Here is an 18,016-nt window from a genome sequence, read left to right as displayed (position 1 = left end):
CTTCCTGGCCGGAAGTTGTCATTCCATTCCCGCGCCGCCCCCTTAGTCGATGGCCTTGACCATCGATTCGATGACCTTCTTGGCGTCGCCGAACACCATCATCGTGTTGGGCTGGTAGAACAGGTCGTTGTCCAGGCCGGCATAGCCGGAAGCCATCGAGCGCTTGTTGACGATGATGCTCTTGGCGCGGTAGGCCTCCAGGATCGGCATGCCGGCGATCGGCGATTTCGGGTCCTTCGCGGCCGGGTTCACCACGTCGTTGGCGCCCAGCACCAGCACCACGTCGGTCTGGCCGAATTCGCCGTTGATGTCTTCCATCTCGGCCACCTGGTCATAGGGCACCTCGGCCTCGGCCAGCAGCACGTTCATGTGGCCCGGCATGCGGCCGGCCACCGGGTGGATCGCATAGCGCACCGTCACGCCGCGCTCCGTGAGCTTGTCGACCAGCTCCTTGACCGTGTGCTGGGCGCGCGCCACCGCCAGGCCGTAGCCGGGGACGATGATCACCGACTCGGCGTTCTGCAGGATGAAGGCGGCGTCTTCGGCGGAACCGGATTTCACGGGACGCTGCTCTTTTTCGCCGCCGGCGTCGCTCACCGCCTCGCCGCCGAAGCCGCCCAGGATCACGTTGAAGAAGGAGCGGTTCATCGCCTTGCACATGATGTACGACAGGATCGCGCCGCTCGAGCCGACCAGCGAGCCGGCGATGATCAGCATCGAGTTGTTCAGCGAGAAGCCGATGCCGGCCGCCGCCCAGCCGGAATACGAGTTCAGCATCGACACCACCACCGGCATGTCGGCCCCGCCGATCGGGATGATGATCAGGACGCCCAGCACGAAGGCCAGCGCCGCCATCGCGATGAAGGGCGTCCAGGCCGGCGCCACGCCGTCGGCGAAGCAGAACATCAATCCGAGCGCCACGATCGCGATCGCCAGCACCAGGTTCAGGATGTGCTGCCCGACGAAACGCACCGGCGCCCCCTGGAACAGGCGGAATTTGTATTTGCCCGACAGCTTGCCGAAGGCGATCACCGAACCCGAGAAGGTCACCGCGCCGACGAAGGTGCCGATGAACAGCTCCAGCCGGTTGCCGAACGGAAGCGGCGTCTCACGGGTGGCGATATTGAAAGCCCAGGGCTCGGACACGGCGGCGATCGCGATGCACACCGCCGCCAGGCCGATCAGCGAGTGCATGGCCGCCACCAGCTCGGGCATCTTGGTCATCTCGACCTTCTTCGCGGCATAGGCGCCGATCGCGCCGCCGACCACGACGCCCAGCAGCACCAGGACGAAGCCCGAGCCGCGGCCCTGCCCCAGGCTGTCCTGCAGCTTGAGCATCAGCGCCACGGTAGTCACCACGGCGATCGCCATGCCGGCCATGCCGAAGGCGTTGCCGATGCGCGCGGTCGAGGGCGAAGACAGGCCCTTGAGCGCCTGGATGAAGCATACCGAGGCGACCAGGTAGAACAGGGTGACGACGTTCATGCTGATGGCGTTCATGCCTGCTTCTCCTCGATCTTCTCCTCGACCTTGCCCTCGACCGGCGCCTTCGCGGCCTTCGGCTCCTTCTTCTTGAACATCTCCAGCATGCGCTGGGTGACCAGGAAGCCGCCGAACACGTTCACCGCCGCCAGCGCCACCGCGACCGTGCCGGCCACGCGCCCGGTCAGGCCCTCGGTCAGGCCCGCGGCCAGCATGGCGCCGACGATCACGATCGCCGAAATCGCATTGGTGACCGCCATCAGCGGCGTGTGCAGCGCGGGGGTGACGGTCCAGACCACGTGGTAGCCGACGTAGATCGCCAGCACGAAGATGATCAGGTTGATGATGGTGTGGCTGATGTCCATGCCTAGTCTCCTGTCCTGTTCTGTTCTGGCCCGACTGAATCTACTTGCGCAACACGTCCCCGCCCGCGCACACCAGCGTCGCGGTCACGATCTCGTCCTCGCGGTCGATGAAGAAGCGGTCGTCCTTGTCGATCACGAGCTTGAGGAAGTCCAGCACGTTGCGCGCATACAGGGCCGACGCATCGGCCGGCACCAGCGCCGCCAGGTTCGGCTCGCCGATGATGTGCACCCCGTGCCTGATGACTGTCTTGCCCAGCTCCGTCAGCGGGCAGTTGCCGCCCTGGGCGATGGCCATGTCGACGATCACGGAGCCCGGCTTCATGGCGCGCACCGTCTCCTCGCCGATCAGGGTGGGCGCCTTGCGGCCCGGGATCAGGGCGGTGGTGACGACGATGTCGGCCAGTTTCGCGCGCTCGTGCACCAGCTCGGCCTGGCGCCGCATCCAGTCGGCCGGCATCGGCCGCGCATAGCCGCCGCTGCCCTGGGCGATCTCGCGTTCTTCACTGGTGAGATACGGCACGTCGATGAATTTGGCGCCGAGCGACTCCACCTGCTCCTTGACCGGAGGCCTCACGTCGGACGCCTCGATCACGGCGCCCAGGCGCTTGGCGGTGGCGATCGCCTGCAGCCCGGCCACGCCCACGCCCATGATCAGCACGCGCGCCGCCTTGACCGTGCCGGCCGCCGTCATCAGCATCGGCATGAAGCGTCCGTAGGTGTTGGCGGCCAGCAGGATGGCCTTGTAGCCGGCGATATTCGCCTGCGAAGAGAGCACGTCGAGCGACTGCGCGCGCGTGATGCGCGGCGCCGCTTCCAGCGCGAAGGCGGTGAGGCCGCTCGCGGCCAGCGCGGCGAGATTGTCGGCGTCGAAGGGATCGAGCATCCCGACCAGCACCGCGTCGCGCCGCATCAGGCCGCGTTCGGCGGCATCGGGGCTGCGCACCTTCAGGACGATGTCCGCGCCGAAGGCGGCGGCGCCGTCGACGATGCTGGCCCCGGCCGCTTCATAGGCGCTGTCGGGCGCCGCGGCATGCAGGCCGGCGCCGGACTGCACCAGGACCTGGTGTTTCGCGGCCAGCTTCTTGACGGTTTCAGGTGTTGCTGCAACACGTGTCTCGCCCGGCCTTGTCTCGGCCGGTATGCCTATCCTCATGGATTCCTCCGTACGTGGATGCGCCGGCTCCCAATCTATCACGTCTTTACAACAATTGCCCAAATATAAATTTCTTTTGGTGATAATGCTGTTGTGCTGAGCAAACACAAGGTAAGCAGTGTATTTGCGCGCATTTTTGCGACAGATCAAGCCCAATTAACGACAGGCAAGCACCGCAGGCGGGGCAAGGCTGAGCAGAGCAGGCCCGGCCCGAGGTAGAATACCGGCTCATTTTCAAGGACAGGCATGAGCGACATCTTCAAACCATCGGTTACCGTGGCTGCGATCATCGAGCACGAGGGCCGTTTCCTGCTGATCGAGGAAGAGACGAGCGAGGGCGTCAAGCTGAACCAGCCCGCCGGCCATCTCGACCCGCACGAATCGCTGGAGCAGGCGGTCGTGCGCGAAGCGCTCGAGGAAACCGCCCACGAGTTCATCCCGCGCACGCTGGTGGGCATGTACATGTCGCGCTACCACTCGAAGTCGCGCAATGCCGACGTCACCTACCTGCGCTTCACCTTCGCCGGCACAGTCGGCCGCAAGTTCGACCAGCCGCTCGACGAAGGCATCCTGCGCACCCTGTGGATGACGCGCGACGAGATCGCCGCCACCGCCGACCGCCACCGCAGCCCGATCGTGCTCCAGTGCGTGGACGACTATCTGGCCGGACGAAGCACGCCGCTGTCCCTGCTATACACCCATTCCTCGGTGTTCGAGGGCGGGATCTGAATTCAATACGGACGTAACATGAGCAAGAAAAAAGTCGTGATCGGGATGTCGGGCGGAGTCGACTCCTCGGTCGCGGCGTGGATGCTGAAAGAACAAGGCTACGACGTGGTCGGCCTGTTCATGAAGAACTGGGAAGACGACGACGACTCCGAATACTGCTCGACGCGCCAGGACTGGATCGACGCGGCCAGCGTGGCCGACGTGGTCGGGGTCGACATCGAGGCAGTCAACTTCGCCTCCGAATACAAGGACCGCGTGTTCGCAGAGTTCCTGCGCGAATACCAGGCCGGCCGCACGCCCAACCCGGACGTGCTGTGCAACGCCGAAATCAAGTTCAAGGCCTTCCTCGACCATGCGATGAAGCTGGGCGCCGACCTGATCGCGACCGGCCACTACGCGCGCGTGCGCCAGAACACCGGCAGCGGCAAGTTCGAGCTGCTCAAGGCGTTCGACGCCACCAAGGACCAGAGCTACTTCTTGCATCGCCTGAACCAGGCGCAGCTCTCGAAGTCGCTGTTCCCGCTGGGCGAGATCCCCAAGACCGAAGTGCGCAAGATCGCCGAAAAGCTGAAATTGCCGAATGCCGCCAAGAAGGATTCGACCGGCATTTGCTTCATCGGCGAGCGCCCGTTCCGCGACTTCCTGAACCGCTACCTGTCGTACAAGCCGGGCCCGATCAGGCTCGACGACGGCACCAAGGTCGGCGAGCACGTCGGCCTGTCGTTCTACACGCTGGGCCAGCGCAAGGGCATCGGCATCGGCGGCCTGAAGTCGCGCAAGAACGCGGACGGCACCAGCGAGCCATGGTTCGTGGCGCGCAAGGACATCGAGGCCAACACCCTGTACATCGTGCAGGGCCATGACCACCCATGGCTGCTGTCGAACCGCCTGGAAGCGGGCCAGGCCAGCTGGATCGCGGGCGAAGCCCCGGCGCCGCGCGAGCTGTCGGCCAAGACCCGTTATCGCCAGGCCGACGTGGCCTGCCGCGTGCTGGCCGAAGGCGACAGTAGATTCGTCCTCGATTTCAGCGATCCGCAATGGGCAGTCACGCCCGGCCAGTCGGCCGTGCTGTACGACGGCGACGTCTGCCTGGGCGGCGGCATCATCGACGCCCGCTCGGGCGTCGCGTAATCCTCAGCGAGCGCGCCCGGCCAGCCATTCGGCCAGCGCGCTCGGCGCCAGCGGGCGCGCATGCAGGTAACCCTGCACCTCGTCGCAGCCCGCCGCGCGCAGGAAGTCTTCCACTTCCACCGTCTCCACGCCTTCGCCCACCACCTTGTGGCCCAGGTCGTGCGACAGCTTGATCATCGTCCCTACCAGCGCGCGCCGGCGTTCGTCGTGGGCCAGGTTGCGCATGAAGCTCTGGTCGATCTTGACCACGTTCGCCGGCAGGCTTTGCAGGTAGGCCAGGCTGCTGTAGCCGGTGCCGAAGTCGTCGATCGCCAGCTGCACGCCGGCGCGCGCCAGGCGTTCCAGCGTGACCTGCGCCACCTTCGGATTACGCATCAGCGCGCTTTCGGTGAGTTCGATCGCCAGGCTGGACGCCGGCACGCGGTGGCGCGCCAGCAGCTTCAGCACGCGGTCGCAGAAATCCGGTTCTTCCAGGTTCACCGCCGACACGTTGACCGCCACCTGCAAGGCGACGCCGTCCTGGCGCCAGGCGGCCACCTGGCGCATCGCCGCGGCCAGCACCCATTCGGTGGTGGCGCGCGCCAGCGAGGTGCCTTCGATCACCGGGATGAATTCGCCCGGCGAGATGGCGCCTTTCTCGGGATGAGTCCAGCGCAGCAGCGCCTCGACGCTGGCGCAGGCGCCGTCCTTCAGGGCGACCTTGGGCTGGTACACCAGGTGCAGCTGGCTGCGGCTCTCGAGCGCGGCGCGGAAGGCGTTCACCAGCCAGAAGCGGCGCTGCAGGATGGCGTCGTGCTCGGACGAGAACACGCGCACGCAGCGCTCGGCGGCCAGGCCGTCGTGGGCGGCGCTGTGCATATTGCGCAGCAGGTCCAGGCCCTCGGTCTGGCCGACCGTGAACGGGGCGATGCCGACCGTGGTCGTGGTGATGAAGCGCGCCTGTCCATGACCGGAACGGGCGTCGAGCCAGGACTGCAGCTGGGCGCGGAAGGTCTCGAGCGAGACGCCGGGTGGCGCGAAGAAGGCGAACTGGGTGCTGGCGACATGGTAGATCTTGCCGGCGCCGCCCAGGCGCAGCAGCGGCACCGCGTCGCGCACCATCTCGTCGAGATAGCCGGACCCCATCACGCGCTGGGCGTCGCTCAGTTCCTGCGGGCTGGCCAGGCTGACCAGGGCCGCCAGCCGCATGTCGCCGGCCGGCCCGGCCAGCTCGAGGTCGGTGAAATCGCTGATGAACTGGTTGCGGTTGGGCAGGCCGCTGATCGGGTCGATCCGGCCCAGCGCGTGCTGCAGCTCGATCTGCGCCATCACCATCGTCGCCAGGTCTTGCAGCGCCTGGCTCTCGGCCGCCGTCACCTGGCGCGGCTCGGTGCCCAGCACGCACATCGCGCCCAGCGCAAAACCGTCGCTGGTCACGAGCGGTGCGCCGGCATAAAAGCGGATGCCGTCGGCGGCCAGCTTGCTGTCACGGAAATAGGCGTTTTCAAGCAGGTCGGGCACGACCAGCAGGTGGGCGGTATCGGCCACCTCCGCGCACGGCGCGCGCAGGCGCGGGATCGAATCATGCTCGACGCCGACCTTCGACTTGAACCACTGGCGGTCGCTGTCGGTCAGCGACACCGCCGCGATCGGCAGGTTGAACAGCTGGGCGGCCATGCGCGTGATGCGGTCGAAGGCCTCGCTGGGCGGCGTGTCCAACAGTTCCAGGCGGTGCAGGGCCTCGAGACGCGCCGCTTCTTGAGCAGAACAAGCAAATAGTGCCGGTTCGATAGGTGAATTCATGGGGGCCCTGACTGGTACGCACACGCGCAAAAAGTGACGAAATTGACGAAGTAGAAGCTATTGTTGCGAAAAAAATTCCATGAGTCAACAATTATCGGTAATCGGTCGTCATATTCGTTATTTTATGTTGCTTCGTGTAAAATTGAGCGATCAGAGCAATACAGCCTCCATGACGATGAAAACCGAGAACGACGATCCGATCCTGACCACACGCGACGCGGCGCGCCTGCTCGGCGTGGCGGTGAGCACTGCCCAGGTGTGGATGGAAGGCGGCGCGCTGCCGACCTGGAAAACGCCGGGCGGCCATCGCCGCGTGCATCTGAGCGAGGTGCATCGTTTGCTGCGCCAGCGCGAAGCGGACGCCGCCGCGGTGGACGCGTCCCCGCCGACCGGAGAATTCCTCCCCGCGCCCGCTCCCGCCTATCCGGCGCCGCGCAACGAAGCGCAGCGCCTGGCGGCGCTCGCCGCGACGAGGCTGATGGACTCGCCCCAGGAAGAAGTATTCGACCGCCTGACCTGGCTGGCCAGCCATGTGACCGATTGTCCGATGGCCCTGCTCACGCTTCTCTCTGGCCGGCGCCAGTGGTTCAAGTCGCGCATCGGCCTGGCGCAAAGCGAGACGCCGCGCGAGGTCGCTTTCTGCAGCCATACGATCATGCAGGACGCCGCCTTCGTGGTGCAGGACGCGGGCGCCGATCCGCGCTTCGCCGCCAATCCGCTGGTGACGGGCGAACCGCACATCCGCTTCTATGCCGGCTATCCGGTGCTGGACGCGCGCGGCATGGCGCTCGGCTCGCTGTGCGTGCTGGACCGCGAGCCGCGCCGCCTGCGCGAGCGCGAATTGCGCGCGCTGCGCGAACTGGCCGCGATCGCGTCCGACGAAATCGGGCGCCGCGGCTAGGAACCGTCAATCGGGCTTGGCGGCGGAAGCCTGCTGCTTCTTGACGAAGGCGATCACGGTATTGCGGATGGTCTTGAGCACGGTGTCGGCCTTGAACGGCTTGACGATGAAGCCGTGCACGCCGCGCGCCGCCGCCGACTGCACGGCCTGCGCGTCGAGCGTGCCCGAGACCAGGAAGATCAGGGTCTTGGGCAGCTCGGCGCGCAGCTGCTCGACCACGTTGTTGCCGTCCTCGACCTGCTCGCGCGCGATGCAGATCACGTGCGGACGGTGCTTGATCGCCAGGCCGTAGCCGAGCGCGCTGGTGTGGGTCGCGCCCACCACCTCGTAGCTGCCGTCGGCCAGCACGGTGCCCAGCATCGAACGCGACACCGCGTTTCCATCCACGATTACCGCCTTGAGCATCGCGTCGTTTTCCTTCTAATTCGATTCATAGGCCAGCATGTTCCAGGTCACGCCCAGGCGCACATCGAGCTTGAGCGACACCAGGCAACGCGAGATCTCGAGTATCTCACGCTCGGCGCGCAGCCTTTCTCCCAGCGGCGTCTTGAGGATGCCGGCGCCGGCAATGACGGCGTCGAGGCTGCCATAGGCATTGAGCAGGCGCGCGGCGGTCTTCATGCCGATCTTGGACACGCCCGGCACGCCGTCGGTCGGATCGCCCATCAGCGCCAGCAGGTCGTGCAGCAGCTCGGGCGCGACGCCGAAGCGCTGGCGCACCCAGGCGTCGTCGTGCCATTCGTTCTTGAAATGGTCCCACACCAGCGCGCCATGCGCGATCAGGGGGTGCAGGTCCTTGTCGGTGGTGGCGACGATGGCTTCGCCGCGTCCTTCCGACAGCCAGCGCATCACGCCGGTGGCGATCACGTCATCGGCCTCGACCTCGGGAATCGACACCACGTGCAGGCCCGCGGCGCGCAGGCGCTCGTGGAATTCGGGCAGCGCCGCGCGCAATTCATGGGGCATCGCCGCCCTGCCCTCGCGGTAGCGCGGATACAGCGCGTGGCGCCAGTTCTCGCCGCCATGGTCGAAGGCCGCCAGCACGTGGGTCGGCGCATGCGTCTCGAGCACGTTGCGAAACGACGAGAAGGCGTGGCGCAGCGCGATACTGGCCTTCAGGCTTGAATCGGGCTCGGGACTGGCCTCGTACACCCGGCGCACGATGTTCAGGCCGTCGATGGCGAGCAGCTTGGCCATGCTGGGACTCCGTCAGGCCTTTCCAATCTCGTACTTGCCGCCGCGCTCGAGCGCGCGCTGGTAGGCCGGCCGCGCGTGGATGCGCTCGAGGAAATCGCTCAGGTTCGGGTACTTGCCATCGAGTCCGCCGCGCGAGGCCGCCGCCTCCAGCGGGAAGCTGAGCTGGATGTCGGCCGCCGTGAACTCCTCGCCGGTGAACCAGGGATGCTTGCCCAGTTCCGCTTCCAGGTAGCCCAGGTGCAGCGCGATCTGCGGCAGCACGAAGCTGCCCTTGACCTTTTGCGCGATGCCGCGCGCGATCGGCTTGACGAAGAACGGCATCGGACTGTTCTCGACCTTGTCGAACACCAGCTTGAGCAGCAGCGGCGGCATCGCCGACCCCTCGGCATAGTGCAGGAAGTGGGTGTAGCGCAGGCGCGCCGGGGTGCCGGCCGCGGGCCGCAGTCGGCCCTCGCCATGGCGCTCGACCAGGTACTCGGCGATGGCGCCCGACTCGGCCACGACCAGGTCGCCGTCGGTAATCACCGGCGACTTGCCCAGCGGGTGCACCGCCTTCAGCTCGGGCGGGGCCAGCATGGTCCTGGGGTCGCGCTGGTAGCGCTTGATCTCGTACTCCAGGCCCAGCTCTTCCAGCAGCCACAGGATGCGCTGCGAGCGCGAATTGTTCAGGTGATGGACGACGATCATGGCGGCTCTGGGAGTGACGATGGGCGCTAGCTTAGCACTGTTGCGCCTTTGCCAAAAGGGCGTCGCCGCTCCGGCGGCATGGGCCCCGGCTGGGTGCGCCAGCGCACGACCGCGCGCCGCCGCGCCGTGTATCGTGGCAGGCATGAGCGGATCGACCTACATCGGCATCTCGGGCTGGCGCTACGTGCCGTGGCGCGGCAAGTTCTATCCGCCGGGGCTGGCCCAGCACCGCGAGCTCGAATACGCCGCGACCCAGCTGCCCAGCATCGAGATCAACGGCGCGTTCTACTCGCTGCAGCGGCCCGCGAGCTATGCCGCCTGGTACGCTGCCACGCCGCCCGGCTTCGTGTTCGCGGTCAAGGGCAACCGCTTCATCACCCATATGCTGCGCCTGCGCGACGTCGCCAAGCCGCTGGCCAATGTGCTGGCCTCGGGCATGTTCGAGCTGCGCGAGAAGCTCGGCCCCATGCTGTGGCAGTTCCCGCCCAACTTCGCCTTCGAGCCGGAACGCTTCGAGACGTTTCTCTCCTTGCTGCCGCATGATACCCATGCCGCGGCCGAACTGGCCAAGGGTCATGAGGCGCGCATGGAAGGCAGGGTCACGCTCGATCCCGGACCAAGGAGAGCGATGCGGCACGCGGTCGAGATCCGCCACGAGAGCTTTCGCGACCCCGCCTTCATCGCCCTGCTGCGCAAGCACAAGGTGGCGCTGGTGGTGGCCGACACCGCCGGGCGCTGGCCGCAGATCGAGGACGTGACGGCCGACTTCGTGTACGTGCGCCTGCATGGCGACAAGGAACTGTATGCGAGCGGCTACGACGACGATGCGATCGAGAACTGGGCAAGGAAGATCCGCGCCTGGCGCGATGGGGGACAACCGCAGGATGCCTGCCTGGCATCGAGCAAGGCGCCGCGCAAGCGCGGCAAGCGCGACGTCTACTGCTACTTCGACAACGACATCAAGGTGCATGCGCCGTTCGACGCGCAGCGCCTGATCGCGGCGCTGCGGGATTGAAGAGAAAACTCAGTGCTTCTGGTGCAGCCTGATCACGCGGTGCTTGCCGGGCGGATCCGGTTGCTTGGGTGTGCAACCGCTGCCGCAGCTGCCGCCGCCGCAACCGCCGCCGCCCGACTTGTCCAGCCAGCGCGCCAGGACGGACTTGCGACCGCCCCGGGTCAGGTGCATGACCAGGCGCGCGCGCAGGCCGGCCGACATGTATTTCGCGCCCAGGTACAGCGCGGAGGCAAGCACGATAACAATGACGGCCAATTCCTGCATATCAGGCTCCAGTGATGGCGAGGGTGACGCGGTAGACAATGAAGGCCGCCACGTAGGCCAGGCCGAACATGTAGCCGGCCATGATCCAGGCGTACTTGCGGCTGCCGGTTTCGCGGGCCACGGTGGCCAGGGTCGGCAGGCAGTGCGGCGCGTAGACGTACCAGGCCAGCAGCGCCAGGCCGGTGGCCAGCGACCACGATTGCGCGATCAGCGGCGCCAGCGTGTCGCCGACTTCGTCGCCGCCCGACAGCGCGTACACGGTGCCCAGCGCGCCGACCGCCACTTCGCGCGCGGCCATGCCCGGCACCAGCGCGATCGCGATCTGCCAGTTGAAGCCGATCGGCGCCAGGATCACTTCCAGCGCGCGGCCGATCATGCCGGCCACGCTGTAGTAGATCGGCGGCTCGGCCGCGCCTTCCGGCGCGCCCGGGAAGCTCGACAGCAGCCAGAGCAGGACCATCATGGTCAGGATCAGCGTGCCGACCCGCATCAGGAAGATCTTGGTGCGTTCCCACAGGCCCGAGGCCAGGGCGCTCAGCTGCGGCCAGTGGTAGGCCGGCAGTTCGAGCATCAGCGCGTGCTGCTTGTAGGTGCTGCGGCGCTTCATGAACCAGGCCACGCCCATCGCCGACAGGATGCCGGCCATGTACAGGATGAACAGCACCAGGCCCTGCAGGTTGAGGATGCCGGCCACGGTCTGGTCGGGGATGAAGGCCGCGATCAGCAGCGCATACACCGGCAGGCGCGCCGAGCATGTCATCAGGGGCGCGATCATGATCGTCACCAGGCGGTCGCGCGGATTCTGGATCGTGCGCGCGGCCATCACGCCGGGGATCGCGCAGGCGAACGAGGACAGCAGCGGCAGGAAGGCGCGCCCCGACAGGCCGACGCTGCCCATGATGCGGTCCAGCAGGAAGGCCGCGCGCGGCAGGTAGCCCACGTCTTCGAGCAGCAGGATGAAGAAGAACAGGATCAGGATCTGCGGCAGGAACACCAGCACGCTGCCGACGCCGGCGATGATGCCGTCCACGATCAGGCTGTGCAGGATGCCTTCGCCGAGCAGGTCGCCGACGAATCCGCCCAGGGCGCCGACGCCGGCCTCGATCATGTCCATCGGCGTGCCGGCCCAGCTGAACACGGCCTGGAAGATCAGGAACATCAGCGCGGCCAGGATGACCGGGCCCGCGATCGGATGCATCACGACGTTGTCGATCTTCTCGGTCAGGTTGCCGGTGTCCTTGGCGGTGGAGACGGCGGCGGCCAGGATGCGGCGCACCTCGCGCTGGGTCTCCTCGACCGGCACCGCGTCGATCGCCGACAGCGGATTGGCCTTGACCGGCGCGTCGAAGCGCATGCGATCCAGCTCGGCCAGCAGGGCCTGTTCGCCGCCCGACTGGATGGCGACGGTCTCCACCACCGGCATGCCCAGTTCCTGCGACAGCTTCGCGGTGTCGATCTCGATGCCCCGCTTCCTGGCGACGTCGACCATGTTCAGGGTCAGCACCATCGGCAGGCCGAGACGCTTGAGTTCCAGCACCAGGCGCAGGTTCAGGCGCAGATTGGTCGCGTTGACCACGCACAGCACCGCGTCCGGCGGCTGTTCTCCCGCGCGCAGGCCGGCCACCACGTCACGCGTGATGCCTTCGTCCGGCGTCTGCGCATTCAGGCTGTAGGCGCCCGGCAGGTCGAGCACGCGGAACGCCCGTCCGGCCGGCGACTTGAAGCTGCCTTCCTTGCGCTCGATGGTGACGCCGGCGTAGTTCGCGACCTTCTGGCGCGAGCCGGTGAGACGGTTGAAGAGCGCGGTCTTGCCGCAATTGGGATTGCCGAGCAGTGCGACCAGCGGGGTGCGGGCCGCCACTTGTTGTTCCATCACTCCCATGCGCTCAGTCCGCCTTGATCGAATTGATCGACACGAGCGCCGCTTCGAAGCGGCGCAGCGCGAAGGTCGACTCGCCGACCTTGACCGCCAGCGGACCGCCCAGCACCCGCTTGAGCACGCGGATGCGCTCGCCCGGCACGAAGCCCAGCTCCATCAGGCGGCGCTGAATGTCGACGCCGCCCTGCGCATGCGGCGCCAGCTGGACTACGGTGGCACTCTGGCCCGCTTTCAGCGAGTCGAGGGTGGACAGGGTGGGGGCTAGGGTCATGGCAGCTTCCAGATGGTTGTTGCGCTTATGAGACAGCGACAGGAATAATGCCGACATCATAGCGCTAAATGCGAATTATTTCTATTTGCAGCTTGTCATTGCCGGATCGAAAAGCTCAAAAATAGTGCACACGGCACGCAGAATTCGCTTGATTTCGCGGCCGAGTTTACAGAAAATAGCAACGCAAATGAGAATGATTCGCATTTTTGTAGCATAAACAGCAAGGGTAGTTTCGATGATCGTCTGTGTCTGCAACAACATCTCCGACCGTGAAATCCGCCAGGCGGCCGACCTGGGCATCTCCTCCATCGCAGAACTGCGCAAGGAACTGGGCGTCGGCACCATGTGCGGCAAGTGCGTCAGCTATGCGCGTGAAGTCCTGCACGAGCACATCGACAGCAAGACCACGATCACCGAAGTGCGCCGCATCCCGCAAGCGGCCTGAATTTCCGGATCTCCTCTCTCCTGCCCCGCCACGTCGCGGGGCTTCTTTCGTCCGCGGCCTGCGCTTAAAAAGTCGTTCATCGCGGCCGGCTATACTGGCCGGTCAACGACTCCCGGGTACGCCCCATGAACATCCTGCTCGTCGAGGACGACGCCATGCTGGCCGCCGCCATCCGCGAACGCGTGCCCAGATGTCCGAGCGCATCGCCGGCCTGGATGCCGGCGCCGACGACTACCTGGTGAAACCCGTCGAATTCAGCGAGCTGTGGGCGCGCATGCGCGCCGTGACCCGGCGCAGCGTAGGCAAGACGGTGCCGACGCTCGCCTGCCGCAACGTGGTGCGGGACGTGGCACGCCAGGCCGTCACCTGCGACGGCCAGCCGGTGACCTTGAACGCCTGCGACTACCGCACCCTGCTCGCCTTCATGGAGCGGCCCGGCCACATCATCGCGCGCAGCCACCCAGGCGTCGCGCGAGACGGCGGCCAGGGCCCGCGACAGGTCGGTCACGGTGACGCCCAGCGCCGCCATCGCCGCCGGATCGACCTCCACCCGCACCTCGCGCTCCACGCCGCCCATCAAGACGCGGCAGGGTGGCGTCGAAGCGCGCCAGCAGCGCGCCGCCGCCGTGCCTGCGCCGATGGCGAAAAGACGCCGGGTGGGTGTGTGGAAAAGAAACCTGGGACGTGGAGGCATCGGCGACATGGACGCGGGAATACGGATGACGCCGGCCGCAATTGACGGGCGTATCGCGGCGAACCATGGAAGGGCGAATCATGCCAAGCAACGATTAATGGTTTTTTAATGGATGAGGGATGATAAAAACAGATGCGCACGATGAAATGAGAAGCGCTTTCATTTTCATTTTCGCGGTAGCGAGAAGCGTTTTCAACATGGAGTGAGAACGGTTTCTATTACGGCGTATTTCGTGGCTTTTTCTTCGATTTAATGCGCTTTTTTCGCGAAATTTCTCTCTTTTGAGGGCATATCGTGACGGCTTGTTTGCTATCATGGAGCCCATTCAAAATCACCAGGGGCACTCCAAATGAAAGGCGATCAAAACGTCATCCGTCTGCTGAACGCACAGCTGACCAATGAACTCACCGCAATCAATCAGTATTTCCTGCATGCGCGCATGTACCGCCATTGGGGCCTGGAAAAACTGGGCAAGAAAGAATACGAAGAATCGATCGGCGAAATGAAGCACGCCGACAAGCTGATCGACCGCATCCTGATGCTGGACGGCCTGCCGAACCTGCAGGCGCTGCACAAGCTGCTGATCGGCGAATCGACCCAGGAAATGCTGGAATGCGACCTGAAGCTGGAACGCGCCGCGCAAGTGACCGTCAAGGAAGGCATCGCCGCCTGCGAAGCGGCCGCCGATTACGTGTCGCGCGACCTGTTCCTGGAAATCCTGGAAGACACCGAAGAACACATCGAGTGGCTGGAAACCCAGCTCGACCTGATCGTCAAGGTCGGCATCCAGAATTACCTGCAAAGCCAGATCGCTTCGTGATCACGGCGTGATCGCGTCGTGATCAACCGAGGGCCGACTTGCGCCGGCCCTTTTGCATTGCGCGCCATCCGGCCCGGTCTTCAGCGCCAGCGCGTCATCCACTTGTCGTAGAACCCCATATCCCTCGGCACCGCGCCGGGAATCGCGCAGATCGCGCCGGCGAATTCGTTCGCGCGCGACAAGGCGGTTTCCAGCGGCCAGCCACGCATCCGTCCCAGCAGGAAGATCGCCGCGAAGGCGTCGCCCGCCCCCACCGTATCGATCACGAACGGCGGCGCGGGATGGTCGCGCTGGGTCAGGACCCGGCCCTCGCTGTCGAAGTACACCGAGCCGCGGTGACCCAGGGTGACGATCAGGGCGTCGAGCGAGAACATCTTGAGCAATGCCTGGCACGAGGCATGCACCTCGCCGGCCGCCAGCGGCGGATCGTCGGGCTTGATCTGGAAGTACCAGCCGAACAGCGCCTGCAATTCTTCTTCGTTGACCTTGACGATGTTCGCCGCCTGCAGCGAGCGGGTGACGCCGCGCTCGTCGTACTGGCCGTCGCGCAGGTTCAGGTCGAGGAAGCGCACAGCCGTGCCGGCGGCGCCATCCAGTACGGCGCTCAAAGCGCCGCGCGACACCTCATGGCGCTGGGCCAGCATGCCGAAATAGACGATGCCCGGCGTGACGCTGTCGACGCTCGCCACCGCAGCGGCGCGGTCGATGAAGTCGTAGGCCTGGTTGGGCAGGATCGTGAAACGGTGGCCGCGCGGGCCGCGCTCGACCAGCACGCGGCCGGTTTCCTCGAGCGGGTCGAGCTGCAGCCCGGCCTCGCTCATGGCGAAGCGCTCGAACTCGGCGCGCACCAGCTGGCCGCTCTTGTCGTCGCCGATGCGGGTGATGCTGAGCACCGGCGCCATGAAGGCGGCCAGGTGGCGCGCCACGTTGAACGGCGCCCCGCCGACGACCTGCTCGGCCTGAAAATCGTCGACCAGCGCTTCGCCGAACACCACGGCGGTGGACATGCCCGGCGTGCCGCTCATGCGAGGAAGGGGACGGTGTCCTTGAACGACTGGCGCTCGGACAGCTTGTCGAACAGGCGGGCCAGGTTCGGGTAGTCGCCGCGCCAGTCGATGTCGGGGAAGCGGAAGGCGATCCAGCCCAGGGCGCAGCCGACGGCGACGTCGGCCAGCGAATAGTGGTTGCCGGCGCTGAAAGCCGACTCGCCGAGGCGCTCGGACATCACGCGCAGGCCGGCGTGCACCTTGCCCCACTGGCGGGCTATCCATTCGGGGCTTTGCTGGGCTTCGGGGCGCAGGGTGGTTTCCAGGCGCACCAGCACGGCCGCATCGAGCACGCCGTCGGCCAGGGCTTCCCAGACCTTGACCTCGGCCCGGTCGCGCCCGTTCGGCGGCAGCAGCTTGCAGACCGGAGTGAGCGTGTCGAGGTATTCGGCGATCACGCGCGAGTCGTACAGGGTGCTGCCGTCTTCCATCACCAGGCATGGAACCTTGCCCAGCGGATTCGTCTGCTGGATGGTGGTGTCGGCGGCCCAGACGTTCTCCTGGATGAAGGAATAGTCGAGCTTTTTATCCGCCATCACGACACGGACCTTGCGGACGTAGGGGCTGGTGACAGAACCGATGAGTTTCATGGGAGGTCGCAGTTGGGAATCGAAGCCCAGTATAGCATCGGGCCCTGCCGCAAAACCTGCGCTGTCGCCGCCCCAACACACTCCCGCACCGCGGCATGCGCAAGGGTTCGCCGCCCGTCCGGTGGTAAAATCCGCGTTTTTGACCGGACCGCCCGCCATGACCTCTACCGCCCTGTCCCCCGCAGTTTCCCCGACATTGTCGGCCCTGTCCCCGCTCGACGGCCGTTACGCTTCGAAAACCGACAAGCTGCGCCCGATCCTGTCGGAAACGGGTTTCATGCACCACCGCGTGAAGGTCGAGATCGCGTGGCTGCAGGCACTGTCGCAGGCTGGCTTTGCCGAGATCAAGCCGTTTTCAAGCGAAGCGATCGCTCACCTCGACAAGATGGCCTCCGAGTTCGGCGAAAAGGATGCCGCGCGCATCAAGGAAATCGAGGCGGTCACCAACCATGACGTCAAGGCGGTCGAATACTGGCTCAAGGAGCAGGTCAAGGACGTGCCTGAACTGGTCGCGGCCAGCGAGTTCATCCACTTCGCCTGCACCTCGGAAGACATCAACAACACCTCGCACGGCATGATGCTGAAAAGCGCGCGCGACGGCGTGCTGCTGCCGGCCCTGCAGGCCATCATCGCGAAACTGACCGAGATCGCCCACGCCAACGCGGCGCTGCCGATGCTGTCGCGCACCCATGGCCAGACCGCCAGCCCGACGACGCTCGGCAAGGAATTCGCCAACGTGGTCGCGCGCCTGCAGCGCGCGGTCAAGCGCATCGCCGACGTCGAAATCCTGGGCAAGATGAATGGCGCGGTCGGCAACTACAACGCGCACCTGTCGGCCTATCCCGAATTCGACTGGCCGGCCTTCTCGAAGAACGTGATCGAACAGCGCCTGGGCCTGACCTTCAATCCGTACACCATCCAGATCGAGCCGCACGACTACATGGCCGAGATGTTCGACGCCATCGCGCGCACCAACACCATCCTGCTCGACCTGAACCGCGACATCTGGACCTACGTCTCGCTGGGCTACTTCAAGCAGAAACTGAAGGCGGGCGAGATCGGTTCGTCGACCATGCCGCACAAGGTCAACCCGATCGACTTCGAGAACTCGGAAGGCAACCTGGGCCTGGCCAATTCGGTGCTGCGCCACATGGCCGACAAGCTGCCGGTCTCGCGCATGCAGCGCGACCTGACCGATTCGACGGTGCTGCGCAATATCGGCGTCGGCTTCGGCTACGCCCTGCTGGCCTATGACAGCTGCCTGCGCGGCCTGAACAAGCTCGAGGTGAACGCCGCCCGCCTGGAGCAGGACCTGGACGCGAACTGGGAAGTGCTGGCCGAGCCGGTGCAGACCGTGATGCGCCGCTACGGCATCGCCAACCCCTACGAGCAGCTGAAGGAACTCACCCGCGGCAAGGGCATCACCCGCGACGCGCTGCGCGAGTTCATCGAGACCCTGGCCGTGCCGCAGGAAGCCAAGGACCTGATGCTGGCGATGACGCCGGCGAACTACACCGGCCTGGCGGCGAAGCTGGCGGCCGACATCTAAGCCGTATCATGCGATG

At 65.8% G+C, this 18,016-nt stretch carries 20 protein-coding genes; 8 read left to right on the top strand and 12 right to left on the bottom strand.

Annotated elements, in window-relative coordinates; translation table 11 throughout:
- Window positions 1-42: 42 nt before the first annotated feature.
- Genes ABIB42_RS12830 through ABIB42_RS12820 form a run of 3 tightly spaced genes read right to left on the bottom strand, consistent with a single transcriptional unit; the run spans window position 43 to window position 3,000 of the window.
- Entirely contained in the window at window positions 43-1,500 is a 1,458-nt protein-coding gene (locus ABIB42_RS12830) for an NAD(P)(+) transhydrogenase (Re/Si-specific) subunit beta (protein ID WP_429248425.1), read from the bottom strand.
- A complete protein-coding gene (locus ABIB42_RS12825; protein ID WP_005664787.1) occupies window positions 1,497-1,847 on the bottom strand; it encodes an NAD(P) transhydrogenase subunit alpha in 351 nt (116 codons plus the stop codon). Before ABIB42_RS12825 ends, ABIB42_RS12830 begins: the two co-directional genes overlap by 4 nt.
- A gap of 40 nt (window positions 1,848-1,887) precedes the next feature.
- Window positions 1,888-3,000, bottom strand: a complete 1,113-nt coding sequence (locus tag ABIB42_RS12820) for a Re/Si-specific NAD(P)(+) transhydrogenase subunit alpha (protein ID WP_005664786.1) — start codon at window positions 2,998-3,000, stop codon at window positions 1,888-1,890.
- Between the two features lie 246 nt (window positions 3,001-3,246).
- Here ABIB42_RS12820 and ABIB42_RS12815 point away from each other — a divergent pair, with 246 nt between their 5' ends.
- Together ABIB42_RS12815 and mnmA are read left to right on the top strand one after the other, a co-directional pair.
- Complete coding sequence (locus ABIB42_RS12815; RefSeq protein WP_005664785.1) at window positions 3,247-3,729, top strand: NUDIX hydrolase; 483 nt, start codon at window positions 3,247-3,249, stop codon at window positions 3,727-3,729.
- Window positions 3,730-3,747: 18 nt separating this feature from the next.
- The gene (mnmA, locus tag ABIB42_RS12810; RefSeq protein WP_005664784.1) at window positions 3,748-4,860 is read left to right on the top strand and encodes a tRNA 2-thiouridine(34) synthase MnmA; all 1,113 of its coding nucleotides are present in this window, start codon (window positions 3,748-3,750) and stop codon (window positions 4,858-4,860) included.
- A 3-nt stretch (window positions 4,861-4,863) separates the two neighbouring features.
- Here mnmA and ABIB42_RS12805 read toward each other — a convergent pair whose 3' ends face one another.
- The gene (locus ABIB42_RS12805; protein ID WP_005664783.1) at window positions 4,864-6,642 is read right to left on the bottom strand and encodes a putative bifunctional diguanylate cyclase/phosphodiesterase; all 1,779 of its coding nucleotides are present in this window, start codon (window positions 6,640-6,642) and stop codon (window positions 4,864-4,866) included.
- A 169-nt stretch (window positions 6,643-6,811) separates the two neighbouring features.
- On the opposite strand from ABIB42_RS12805, the gene ABIB42_RS12800 reads away from it, so the two are divergent.
- Window positions 6,812-7,543 carry a GAF domain-containing protein gene (locus ABIB42_RS12800; protein WP_005664782.1) on the top strand — a complete coding sequence of 244 codons (732 nt, stop codon included), beginning with the start codon at window positions 6,812-6,814 and terminating at the stop codon, window positions 7,541-7,543.
- Window positions 7,544-7,549: 6 nt separating this feature from the next.
- Here the strand turns inward: ABIB42_RS12800 and ABIB42_RS12795 are convergent, their stop codons facing one another.
- Genes ABIB42_RS12795 through ABIB42_RS12785 form a run of 3 tightly spaced genes read right to left on the bottom strand, consistent with a single transcriptional unit; the run spans window position 7,550 to window position 9,427 of the window.
- The gene (locus tag ABIB42_RS12795) at window positions 7,550-7,948 is read right to left on the bottom strand and encodes a response regulator (RefSeq protein WP_005664781.1); all 399 of its coding nucleotides are present in this window, start codon (window positions 7,946-7,948) and stop codon (window positions 7,550-7,552) included.
- A gap of 15 nt (window positions 7,949-7,963) precedes the next feature.
- Window positions 7,964-8,740 (bottom strand): 5'-3' exonuclease, encoded by a 777-nt coding sequence (locus tag ABIB42_RS12790; RefSeq protein WP_005664780.1) that lies wholly within the window; start codon window positions 8,738-8,740, stop codon window positions 7,964-7,966.
- A gap of 12 nt (window positions 8,741-8,752) precedes the next feature.
- Window positions 8,753-9,427, bottom strand: coding sequence for a glutathione S-transferase (locus ABIB42_RS12785; RefSeq protein ID WP_005664779.1), 675 nt, complete (start codon window positions 9,425-9,427; stop codon window positions 8,753-8,755).
- 142 nt (window positions 9,428-9,569) lie between these two features.
- Between ABIB42_RS12785 and ABIB42_RS12780 the strand changes: the two genes are divergently transcribed.
- A complete protein-coding gene (locus ABIB42_RS12780; RefSeq protein WP_040775090.1) occupies window positions 9,570-10,442 on the top strand; it encodes a DUF72 domain-containing protein in 873 nt (290 codons plus the stop codon).
- Between the two features lie 9 nt (window positions 10,443-10,451).
- On the opposite strand, the gene ABIB42_RS12775 is transcribed toward ABIB42_RS12780, so the two are convergent.
- Genes ABIB42_RS12775 through ABIB42_RS12765 form a run of 3 tightly spaced genes read right to left on the bottom strand, consistent with a single transcriptional unit; the run spans window position 10,452 to window position 12,856 of the window.
- Window positions 10,452-10,706 (bottom strand): DUF6587 family protein, encoded by a 255-nt coding sequence (locus ABIB42_RS12775; RefSeq protein ID WP_005664775.1) that lies wholly within the window; start codon window positions 10,704-10,706, stop codon window positions 10,452-10,454.
- A gap of 1 nt (window position 10,707) precedes the next feature.
- Window positions 10,708-12,588 (bottom strand): ferrous iron transporter B, encoded by a 1,881-nt coding sequence (gene feoB, locus ABIB42_RS12770; RefSeq protein WP_005664773.1) that lies wholly within the window; start codon window positions 12,586-12,588, stop codon window positions 10,708-10,710.
- A gap of 4 nt (window positions 12,589-12,592) precedes the next feature.
- Complete coding sequence (locus tag ABIB42_RS12765) at window positions 12,593-12,856, bottom strand: FeoA family protein (RefSeq protein ID WP_040775774.1); 264 nt, start codon at window positions 12,854-12,856, stop codon at window positions 12,593-12,595.
- A gap of 235 nt (window positions 12,857-13,091) precedes the next feature.
- On the opposite strand from ABIB42_RS12765, the gene ABIB42_RS12760 reads away from it, so the two are divergent.
- From ABIB42_RS12760 to bfr, 3 genes are all read left to right on the top strand, one after another.
- Window positions 13,092-13,301, top strand: a complete 210-nt coding sequence (locus tag ABIB42_RS12760; protein WP_005664770.1) for a (2Fe-2S)-binding protein — start codon at window positions 13,092-13,094, stop codon at window positions 13,299-13,301.
- 190 nt (window positions 13,302-13,491) lie between these two features.
- Window positions 13,492-14,040, top strand: coding sequence for a response regulator transcription factor (locus ABIB42_RS12755; protein WP_429248424.1), 549 nt, complete (start codon window positions 13,492-13,494; stop codon window positions 14,038-14,040).
- Between the two features lie 304 nt (window positions 14,041-14,344).
- On the top strand, window positions 14,345-14,815 hold the full coding sequence (bfr, locus tag ABIB42_RS12750; RefSeq protein ID WP_005664766.1) for a bacterioferritin: 471 nt from the start codon (window positions 14,345-14,347) through the stop codon (window positions 14,813-14,815).
- Window positions 14,816-14,895: 80 nt separating this feature from the next.
- On the opposite strand, the gene ABIB42_RS12745 is transcribed toward bfr, so the two are convergent.
- The gene (locus ABIB42_RS12745) at window positions 14,896-15,822 is read right to left on the bottom strand and encodes a PfkB family carbohydrate kinase (RefSeq protein WP_229409739.1); all 927 of its coding nucleotides are present in this window, start codon (window positions 15,820-15,822) and stop codon (window positions 14,896-14,898) included.
- Window positions 15,823-15,836: 14 nt separating this feature from the next.
- Window positions 15,837-16,451: a glutathione S-transferase C-terminal domain-containing protein gene (locus tag ABIB42_RS12740; RefSeq protein ID WP_005664763.1), complete on the bottom strand. Its 615-nt coding sequence runs from the start codon at window positions 16,449-16,451 to the stop codon at window positions 15,837-15,839.
- A gap of 157 nt (window positions 16,452-16,608) precedes the next feature.
- On the opposite strand from ABIB42_RS12740, the gene purB reads away from it, so the two are divergent.
- Window positions 16,609-18,000 carry an adenylosuccinate lyase gene (gene purB / locus ABIB42_RS12735; RefSeq protein WP_005664761.1) on the top strand — a complete coding sequence of 464 codons (1,392 nt, stop codon included), beginning with the start codon at window positions 16,609-16,611 and terminating at the stop codon, window positions 17,998-18,000.
- Window positions 18,001-18,016: the final 16 nt, after the last annotated feature.

The organism is Massilia sp. UYP32, from assembly GCF_050434365.1.
GTDB classification, from domain to species: Bacteria; Pseudomonadota; Gammaproteobacteria; order Burkholderiales; family Burkholderiaceae_D; genus Telluria; species Telluria timonae.
Note: the sequence above shows the minus strand (reverse complement) of the source record. Positions and strands in the feature narration are given on the sequence as shown.

Coding starts and splice junctions, on each gene's coding strand:
- ABIB42_RS12830 (WP_429248425.1), bottom strand. CDS start 1,500: ATGAACGCCATCAGCATGAACGTCGTCACCCTGTTCTACCTGGTCGCC.
- ABIB42_RS12825 (WP_005664787.1), bottom strand. CDS start 1,847: ATGGACATCAGCCACACCATCATCAACCTGATCATCTTCGTGCTGGCG.
- ABIB42_RS12820 (WP_005664786.1), bottom strand. CDS start 3,000: ATGAGGATAGGCATACCGGCCGAGACAAGGCCGGGCGAGACACGTGTT.
- ABIB42_RS12815 (WP_005664785.1), top strand. CDS start 3,247: ATGAGCGACATCTTCAAACCATCGGTTACCGTGGCTGCGATCATCGAG.
- mnmA (WP_005664784.1), top strand. CDS start 3,748: ATGAGCAAGAAAAAAGTCGTGATCGGGATGTCGGGCGGAGTCGACTCC.
- ABIB42_RS12805 (WP_005664783.1), bottom strand. CDS start 6,642: ATGAATTCACCTATCGAACCGGCACTATTTGCTTGTTCTGCTCAAGAA.
- ABIB42_RS12800 (WP_005664782.1), top strand. CDS start 6,812: ATGACGATGAAAACCGAGAACGACGATCCGATCCTGACCACACGCGAC.
- ABIB42_RS12795 (WP_005664781.1), bottom strand. CDS start 7,948: ATGCTCAAGGCGGTAATCGTGGATGGAAACGCGGTGTCGCGTTCGATG.
- ABIB42_RS12790 (WP_005664780.1), bottom strand. CDS start 8,740: ATGGCCAAGCTGCTCGCCATCGACGGCCTGAACATCGTGCGCCGGGTG.
- ABIB42_RS12785 (WP_005664779.1), bottom strand. CDS start 9,427: ATGATCGTCGTCCATCACCTGAACAATTCGCGCTCGCAGCGCATCCTG.
- ABIB42_RS12780 (WP_040775090.1), top strand. CDS start 9,570: ATGAGCGGATCGACCTACATCGGCATCTCGGGCTGGCGCTACGTGCCG.
- ABIB42_RS12775 (WP_005664775.1), bottom strand. CDS start 10,706: ATGCAGGAATTGGCCGTCATTGTTATCGTGCTTGCCTCCGCGCTGTAC.
- feoB (WP_005664773.1), bottom strand. CDS start 12,588: ATGGGAGTGATGGAACAACAAGTGGCGGCCCGCACCCCGCTGGTCGCA.
- ABIB42_RS12765 (WP_040775774.1), bottom strand. CDS start 12,856: ATGACCCTAGCCCCCACCCTGTCCACCCTCGACTCGCTGAAAGCGGGC.
- ABIB42_RS12760 (WP_005664770.1), top strand. CDS start 13,092: ATGATCGTCTGTGTCTGCAACAACATCTCCGACCGTGAAATCCGCCAG.
- ABIB42_RS12755 (WP_429248424.1), top strand. CDS start 13,492: ATGTCCGAGCGCATCGCCGGCCTGGATGCCGGCGCCGACGACTACCTG.
- bfr (WP_005664766.1), top strand. CDS start 14,345: ATGAAAGGCGATCAAAACGTCATCCGTCTGCTGAACGCACAGCTGACC.
- ABIB42_RS12745 (WP_229409739.1), bottom strand. CDS start 15,822: ATGTCCACCGCCGTGGTGTTCGGCGAAGCGCTGGTCGACGATTTTCAG.
- ABIB42_RS12740 (WP_005664763.1), bottom strand. CDS start 16,451: ATGAAACTCATCGGTTCTGTCACCAGCCCCTACGTCCGCAAGGTCCGT.
- purB (WP_005664761.1), top strand. CDS start 16,609: ATGACCTCTACCGCCCTGTCCCCCGCAGTTTCCCCGACATTGTCGGCC.